Source organism: Psychrobacter sp. (assembly GCF_035469765.1).
GTDB lineage: Bacteria > Pseudomonadota > Gammaproteobacteria > Pseudomonadales > Moraxellaceae > Psychrobacter.
Genome location: NZ_DATIRM010000117.1, coordinates 1 through 8,610, shown reverse-complemented (window position 1 = coordinate 8,610; position 8,610 = coordinate 1). Strand labels below are relative to the sequence as shown.

The 8,610-nt window shown below is 42.6% G+C and carries 7 protein-coding genes; 2 read left to right on the top strand and 5 right to left on the bottom strand.

Going from position 1 to position 8,610, the window contains the following annotated elements:
* Positions 1-167 precede the first annotated feature (167 nt).
* The 4 genes from leuB to leuC form a co-directional block, all read right to left on the bottom strand.
* Positions 168-1,271: a 3-isopropylmalate dehydrogenase gene (gene leuB / locus VLN09_RS03260; RefSeq protein ID WP_325243767.1), complete on the bottom strand. Its 1,104-nt coding sequence runs from the start codon at positions 1,269-1,271 to the stop codon at positions 168-170.
* A gap of 91 nt (positions 1,272-1,362) precedes the next feature.
* On the bottom strand, positions 1,363-2,100 hold the full coding sequence (locus VLN09_RS03255) for a hypothetical protein (RefSeq protein ID WP_325243766.1): 738 nt from the start codon (positions 2,098-2,100) through the stop codon (positions 1,363-1,365).
* Positions 2,101-2,300: 200 nt separating this feature from the next.
* The gene (leuD, locus tag VLN09_RS03250; RefSeq protein ID WP_325243765.1) at positions 2,301-2,951 is read right to left on the bottom strand and encodes a 3-isopropylmalate dehydratase small subunit; all 651 of its coding nucleotides are present in this window, start codon (positions 2,949-2,951) and stop codon (positions 2,301-2,303) included.
* A gap of 47 nt (positions 2,952-2,998) precedes the next feature.
* Positions 2,999-4,417: a 3-isopropylmalate dehydratase large subunit gene (gene leuC / locus VLN09_RS03245; protein ID WP_325243764.1), complete on the bottom strand. Its 1,419-nt coding sequence runs from the start codon at positions 4,415-4,417 to the stop codon at positions 2,999-3,001.
* A 308-nt stretch (positions 4,418-4,725) separates the two neighbouring features.
* On the opposite strand from leuC, the gene VLN09_RS03240 reads away from it, so the two are divergent.
* Both VLN09_RS03240 and putP read left to right on the top strand, forming a co-directional pair.
* Positions 4,726-5,598 carry a LysR family transcriptional regulator gene (locus VLN09_RS03240; protein ID WP_325243763.1) on the top strand — a complete coding sequence of 291 codons (873 nt, stop codon included), beginning with the start codon at positions 4,726-4,728 and terminating at the stop codon, positions 5,596-5,598.
* A 509-nt stretch (positions 5,599-6,107) separates the two neighbouring features.
* Complete coding sequence (gene putP, locus VLN09_RS03235) at positions 6,108-7,607, top strand: sodium/proline symporter PutP (RefSeq protein ID WP_325243762.1); 1,500 nt, start codon at positions 6,108-6,110, stop codon at positions 7,605-7,607.
* Between the two features lie 412 nt (positions 7,608-8,019).
* Here the strand turns inward: putP and VLN09_RS03230 are convergent.
* On the bottom strand, positions 8,020-8,610 hold a 591-nt coding region (locus tag VLN09_RS03230; RefSeq protein WP_325243761.1), incomplete at its 5' end, for an outer membrane protein transport protein.

The following is an 8,610-nucleotide window of genomic DNA, read 5'->3' as shown; positions in this document are numbered from 1 at the left end:
CATTCTTGCCCTAACTTTGTTAATAGGGTGAATAAAATCGCCGGTTTATTTACAATAAGGCACGGTTCAACATATACAGTATAAAAAACCCATAAACTGCCAAGCAATTTATGGGTTCATTTTCTTATCTTGGGTAAGTGTTGCTTACGCTCAAAGCAGAGCTTGGCTTATACCAGCTTAGCCAATACTGCCTGCCCCATCTCTTGGCACCCTACTTGCTTTAGTCCAGCTTCACTGCTGTCTAAAATATCAAGCGTGCGTAGACCGTCATCAAGAACATCACTTACTGCTTGCTCAATCGCTTGTGCTGCTACTTCCTGTTTAAAGGTATAACGCAGCATCATAGCGACAGATAAGATGGTCGCCAATGGATTGGCTTTATCTTGTCCTGCGATATCAGGCGCTGAACCATGACAAGGCTCGTACATACCCTTGCCAGATTCATCGAGACTTGCTGATGGCAACATACCAATAGAGCCTGTCAGCATCGCTGCCTCATCAGATAAGATATCACCAAATAGATTGCCTGTTACCATAACATCGAACTGCTTAGGATCTTTAATCAGCTGCATACAAGCATTGTCAGCATACATATGAGATAACGCCACATCGCTATATTCTGCCTGCTGTAGCTCAATCATCGTCTGCTTCCAAAGCTCAGTCACTTCTAGGACGTTGGCTTTGTCTATCGAACAAACTTTGGCAAGTGTACCCGCCGCTTGCGCACGGGTTTTCGCCAATTCAAAAGCAACCTTACCGATACGAGTAATTTCGCTCGTACTATACACCATGGTGTTATAACCTTGCTGCTCACCATTCTCTAACGTACGAATGCCGCGCGGCTCACCAAAATAAATACCGCCTGTCAGCTCACGAACAATCAGCAAATCTAAGCCCGAGATAATCTCAGGTTTGATACTTGAGGCATTCACAAGCTGCGGATAAAGTTTAGCCACACGTAGATTGGCAAACAAGCCAAGCTCGCTACGAATTTTAAGCAGACCACGCTCAGGGCGTTTACTACGCTCAATACCATCCCACTTAGGACCACCAACCGCACCCAATAACACTGCATCTGCTGCACGCGCACGTTGTAATGTTTTTTTTGGCAGAGGTTCCCCAGTTGTATCGAATGCCACACCGCCGATCAATCCAGATTCAAGGGTCAAACCTAACGCAAACTTATTATTGACAGCATTCAGCACATCAATGGCTTGGGTCATGATTTCAGGGCCGATACCATCGCCTGCTAAGGTTAAAATCGTTGCCATACTAATCCTTGTGGTTAAGTAACTTTTATTATTTATTTGATGCTTGCTTCTGCTATCCGCTCATGGCGACAGACTTTTAGCGATTATACTTTTATACTTTGGCTTTTACTTTTGGTGATGCTGCTTTGATGACACGAGTTTCTGCAAACTCTCCTTGATAGTTAGTACCAATCTGCTTGCAAAAGCGACGCTGTACCGTATTTCCTTGATAAAGTTCAACACATAAAGGCTCGGGTGATGCCGTTTCTAGTAAGCTACCGGATTTTTGACCAGATTTATTTTGATAAGCACGCAGCTGATAAGTACCCGGTGTCGAAAAATCATGAATCATTGCAAAGCGCTCTACATAGCCCACGTTATTTTCTGGATAAAAATTCACATGCACTTCGCGTTTAGCAGGCTTTACCCGCGCATAATAATTGGTTAGCCTTGGCATAGCAGACGCTGATAATGGCACAATCTTCATCGAATTATTATGCATAAGTGGCGTCATATCCATCGTCATAGTGACTTTGGAATGCTTACTGCTAGTAAAGATTTTCTTACCTTCGCTGGTAGCCTTCATTGCAACCAACATACTAGAGTTCACAGGCTTATGAGTTTCAGGCGATATAACCATAGTACGGTCTATCTGCACAATCTCACAGTGATAGGTACCGACACAGGCAATGTTTACTTCACCAGCGATCGGTTTAATAGTACCCGTCCATACCTTTGCGCTTTCTGCTTGCTCTATCTGTTGATAGCCTGTCAACGCCTGACAACCAGATAGCCCTAAGCTTGCGGCAATAAACGTGCTTGTCCAAACAGCAAAACGTATTTTATTCATAATAGCGGCTACTATTTATCAAGTGAAAATTATAATAAGGTAAAAACAGATTACCCTTCATTTTAGCCACTTACTCACCATAACTCAACGCTGTATTAGCGCTGAGCTATTTTTTATGGTGGCTTACTATTTACGTTATTTGCTTGCGATTGGCTGTTTGATCCTCTTATTCATAAGGTTAATAATACCAATCACTACGACTACGCTTTGACTTCATTGAATATCCAAGGCGTTTTTTGCATCATTTTTTGCTCATAGTCTTTGATCGCATCGCTTTGCTGCAACGTCAGTCCGATATCATCAAGACCATTTAATAGGCAATGCTTACGGAAGTCATCAACTTCAAATGCATATTCTTCGCCCGTTGGTGTGATGACTACTTGACGCTCAAGATCTGCAGTCAGCTCATAGCCTTCGTTAGCAAATGTTGCTTTCATTAAGGTGTCAACGATTTCTTCGTCCAATACAATCGGTAGCATGCCATTTTTAAAACAGTTGTTATAAAAGATATCGGCAAAGCTTGGTGCAATAACCGTACGAAAGCCATACTCTGAAAGTGCCCAAGGCGCATGTTCACGGCTTGAGCCGCAGCCAAAATTTCGACGAGCTAGTAAGATGCTAGCACCCTGATAGCGTGGCTTATTCAGAATAAAGTCAGGATTGATAATACGTGTGCTGTTGTCTTGACCCGGATAGCCTTCATCGAGATAACGCCAATCATCAAATAAATTGACGCCAAAACCGGTACGCTTAATAGACTTCAAAAACTGTTTTGCAATAATCTGGTCGGTATCGACGTTTGCGCGATCAAGTGGGCAAACGATACCTTTTTGGGTGTTATAAGCTTGCATAGTATTTCCTATCAATATTGTGCTTATTATTAAATGACGCGTAATAACTAAAACGTTCGCACATCCACAAAGTGACCTGCCAATGCAGCTGCCGCTGCCATCGCTGGACTGACCAAATGCGTACGACCGCCATTACCTTGACGGCCTTCAAAGTTACGGTTCGAGGTCGAAGCGCAATGCTCTTGTGGCTCAAGCTTATCAGCATTCATCGCAAGGCACATCGAGCAGCCAGGCTCACGCCATTCAAAACCTGCATCCGTAAACAAGGTATCTAGGCCTTCTGCTTCCGCCTGAAGTTTTACTTGCCCAGAGCCAGCAACGACAATCGCTTCTTTGATATTATCAGCAACTTTACGACCTTTAATCACGGCGGCGGCATCACGTAAATCTTCGATACGCGAGTTGGTACAAGAGCCAATAAAGATACGATCCAGCTGAATATCGGTAATTTTTTGACCCGCTTGCAAGCCCATATAGGTATAAGCGCGTAACCAACCTTCTTCTTGTGCCTCATCAATGGCTTGATCTGGCGTTGGCACTGATTGGGTGATATCAACTACCATTTCAGGTGAGGTACCCCAAGAGACTTGCGGCGCAATTTGACTACCATCAATCTCAATCACGCTATCAAATACGGCGTCATCATCTGAATAAAAAGTACGCCAATACGTTTCTGCTTGCTGCCACTGCGACTCATTCGGCGCATAAGGACGACCTTTGACATAGTTAATAGTCGTATCATCGACCGCAACCATACCGACGCGCGCACCTGCTTCAATCGCCATATTACAGACGGTCATACGACCTTCCATGCTCATATCTTCAAAGACTTGACCAGCAAATTCAATCGCATGCCCTGTCCCTCCCGCGGTACCGATTTTTGCAATGATAGCTAATACGACATCTTTTGAAGTCACGCCAGCACCAAGCTCACCCGTGACACGGATTTGCATATTTTTTGATTTTTTTTGAATCAAACACTGGGTGGCCAATACATGCTCAACTTCAGAGGTGCCGATACCGTGCGCTAAGCAGCCAAGTGCACCATGAGTGGCGGTATGTGAATCACCGCAAACGACGGTCATACCAGGCAATACCAAGCCTTGCTCAGGACCCACGACATGCAAGATACCTTGACGCGCATCATTAATCGTAAACTCAGCTATATCAAATTTGGCACAGTTATCATCTAACGTCAGTACTTGTAGGCGAGATACTTTATCTTTAATACCTGCCACACCTTCTGAACGTTCTTTGGTGACTGTCGGCACATTATGGTCAGGGCTGGCAATATTAGCTGACAGACGCCACGGCGCTCTATTAGCCAAATCCAAACCCTCGAACGCTTGTGGACTTGTCACTTCATGCAGCAAATGGCGGTCGATATAAATCAGGCTCGATCCATCATCACGCTTGGTGACTTCGTGAGCATTCCAAAGTTTGTCATATAACGTTTGACCGGCCATATTGCTATCCTTTTTATTGGCTAATGACTTAATGTTTCGTTTACCTAGCCCATAGGGCGCTAGGTTTTTACTCTAATATAAAATGATAATTACTATAATCGGCACTTAAAATAAGATTTATGGCGCAAATTATCAAGTAAATACAATAAATATGTCTCAATACGTCTTGATGTCTTGTGATTATAGCAGGCTAATCCTATAATAATAATTGATGATTTTTGTATAGTCCCAAACTTTTATTTCTAATACATTGTGACTGGGTCAGCCAACTTATATTTATAGCTTATTATTTAGCTAAGGACATCGGTGTGAATACTACGAACTTAACGACATTCGTGATGGTTATGCAAACAGGCAGCATTTCAGGTGCAGCAGAAAAGCTGTTTATCACTCAGCCTGCTGTCAGTAAACGCATCAAAAATCTAGAAGACGAGTTCAACATCACTTTATTTGATACAGTGGGTCGCGGCATCGTACCTACCCAAGCTGCTAGTGAGATGTTACCACATGCCAAACGTTGGCTTGAGGACTATGAAAACTTCAAAATCAATCTCCAACATTCTAAGCATATTGTATCTGGCAAGCTTGTCATTGGCACCAGTCACCATATAGGCTTACATCATTTGGCACCTGTGCTTAAGCATTTTATCCAAGCCTATCCTGCCGTACAGTTAGAGGTGCATTTTGTTGATTCAGAAACGGCACATAAAGCAGTACTTGATGGTGATTTGTCATTAGCCTTTTTGACGCTGCCGCCTGTTTATGATAAGCGCTTGACCTATCATACGCTATGGTCAGATCCGCTCTACTTTATGACTGGTGCCTTATCTCCTTTAGCCACTAAGTCTAATGTGACACTTGAGCAATTAGCGCGCTACCCTGCTATCTTGCCATCTGCCAATACCTTTACCAGTCAGATTACTTTGGCTGAATTTGCCAAACACAATCTAAAGCCCTATGCCACCATGAGCACCAATCCGCTTGAATCTATTCGGATGCTGGTATCTGTAGGACTTGGTTGGTCAGTGTTACCGCAAACCATGATTAGCCAAGATTTAGAACGCATTGATATGGCAGACAATATAGAATTGCAGCGTCATTTAGGCGTGGTAATTAACCCAAAACTGACCCAATCAAGCAGCGTTACTGCACTATTAGATTTGCTAGCACCGATTGAATAAGGTGCTATTCGCTAAAGATTGCTAGGCGGGGCAGTGTTAGTAAATAACCAAGCGCTATTATCTGTTATAAGCGATCAAATTCGCATTTGTCACACTCATGCGTTATAATACGCCTGACGTTAATTTTATAACATAAGTTTACCGAACTAACACTGATAATCATATATTGAACGGTTTTAGTAATATATGATAGTAAACAGTAGGTTTAATGGTTTTAAACGATTGGTTATATAAGCGGATAATATTTAGTAGCGATACGCAGATAACAGGCCTTTGACATAGTAAATAGAGGTCTGTTTGCCCTTTTTCTGCCAGTATCACTTCAAGATTATTGGTTCCCAAACAGCATCAATCCTATAAAACTAACAGAAAATATAGAATAAAAGCCATTATGCCCTACTTAATGGCTTTTTTCGTCTTTAAATATTGTTTTTACTATCATTTGGTAAGACTTACGTTTTCTTGTTAAAAATAATAACCGCCAACCTTGTTGGTTAAGGACAGTTTATATGAACGGAGTTTCTAGTGGCGTGCTGATATCACTTGGCGCCTATTTCTTAGTGATGATTGGCATCGGGATTTATGCTTATTTCAAGCAATCAAACGATACTGAAGGCTATATGCTTGGCGGTCGTAATCTAGGTCCAGCCGTTACTGCACTATCGGCAGGTGCCTCAGATATGTCAGGCTGGTTATTACTTGGTTTACCTGGTTATATGTATGCGGACGGTGTCGTTAGCATATGGATTGCACTTGGTTTGACATTGGGTGCATTTTTAAACTATATCATCGTGGCACCACGTCTGCGTGTTTATACCGAAATCGCTGACAATGCCATCACTTTACCGGATTATTTTGCAAATCGCTTTGAAGATAAGTCGCACATGCTGCGTGTTATCTCAGCAGTGGTTATTATCTTATTCTTTACCGTCTATACCGCAGCAAGTTTGGTGGGTGGTGGTAAACTCTTTGAGAGCTCACTGAACCTATCATATAGCACAGGTCTATGGGTGACCGCTGGTGTGGTCGTTGCCTATACACTGTTCGGTGGTTTCTTAGCCGTATCGATGACTGACTTTGTACAGGGCATCATCATGCTGTTTGCGATGGTCATCGTACCTGTCGTCGCCTTTACTGATCTTGGCGGCATTTCAGCCACTACTGAAGCAGTTCGCAACATCGATCCAAGCTTGCTTAATATTACTAGTGGTATGAGTATCCTAGGTATTGTCTCGTTAATGGCATGGGGTTTGGGTTACTTTGGTCAACCGCATATCATCGTACGCTTTATGGCAATTCGCTCAGTCAAAGATGTCCCTACTGCGCGTAATATCGGTATGAGCTGGATGATTGTCAGCCTGATTGGTGCATTGATGACTGGCTTTGCGGGTCGCGCTTATGTACAAAAAACAGCGATGACTTTAGAAGATCCTGAAACTATCTTCTTAGTATTTACACAATTCTTATTCACACCACTGGTTTCTGGTTTCTTGTTAGCCGCTATTTTAGCCGCGATCATGAGTACTATCTCATCACAACTATTAGTCGTATCAAGCTCATTAACTAAAGATGTTTATAAGCTGTTTTTTGATAGAGATGCACCAGAAGCACGCCAAGTAATGGTAGGCCGTCTGTCAGTTATCGTAGTTGCAGTAGTTGCCATTTTACTTGCTTCTAATCCTGAAAGCTCTGTATTAAGTTTAGTTTCTAACGCTTGGGCAGGATTTGGCGCCGCATTTGGACCGTTGGTTATCTTTAGTCTTATCTGGCGTGGCATGAACCGAAATGGTGCTGTCGCAGGTATGGTCGTTGGTGCATTAACTGTTATCTTATGGATCTATGGTCCTTTCCAGATGAACGGTATGGCGCTAAATAGCTGGTTATATGCTATCGTTCCGGGCTTTATCTTAAGTACTATCGCCATCTTTGCTGTTAGCATCATGACGGGTGGTCCAAAAGCGTCCGTCTCAGCGAAGTTTGAAGAGATGGAAATGAACTTAAACAAATAAGCACTTTGTCATTACTGTTGTTAAATATAAAAGCCTCGCTACTCTAACAGTAGTGAGGCTTTTTATTGGCTGATTAAATATCATTAGATTTCTTCAATGCTAGCTCGCGCTAAATCTCATTGTGTCATCAATTAACGTAATAAAAAGATGAGCGTAATCATCTCTCTACGTCTATCAATCTGGCAGTTATCACCCATTCATTTTAGAGTAGACACAGTGTCACTAGGATAGTTCTTGCAGCCTCTATCTGGGTAGGCACAGCAAGCAAGAAAAATTAATACTAGCAGTACGTGATGTATTGATATTGCCTTCCACCGTCTATATACAATTAGACTTCTTAATTCAGCCAATAAAAAAGCGACCCATCATGGATCGCTTTTTTATTTATACTGTGGTTATCTAAAATAAAGTGTTACTTTCCTTGATATGAAAGCTTCATGCCAAGGATATAGCCATCATTGTCTTGGAAATCACCAACGATTTTATCTGTTGGTAATTGACCTTTGGCATCACCGAACCATAGGTATTTACCACCTGCTGACACTGCCCAGTTTTCAGTGAAGTTATACTTGGCACCAAGACCGACACTATAGTAGCCCTCAATTGGACCTAGAGAAGTGACTGGATTACCAGCACCGCTGTCCCAACCAACTGTACCACTAACCGCTAACGCTGGTGCTATACGCTTAGCCAAACCCAACTCTACTTGCCATTGGTCATCTTCATACTCGACAAGATCTAAACCGTTAGGACGTGCAGCGCTTGTGCTAACCTGATTATATAGTGGCGGTGTGATGACAAAATCACTCCACGGTACCCAGCGTACTTTTGCCGTGGCCAAAGTAGTTGGATTAACACCAGTTTGGAAATCAAAGTTTACTGATTGTGGTGTCGTCAATTCCATTTCATTAACTTGAACTGGATTAATACCCAGTGCTGCGGCTATCGGATAGGTTTCAGCAATCTTCATCTTATGATCAATTTCAGAGCGGTAGGTCAAAGC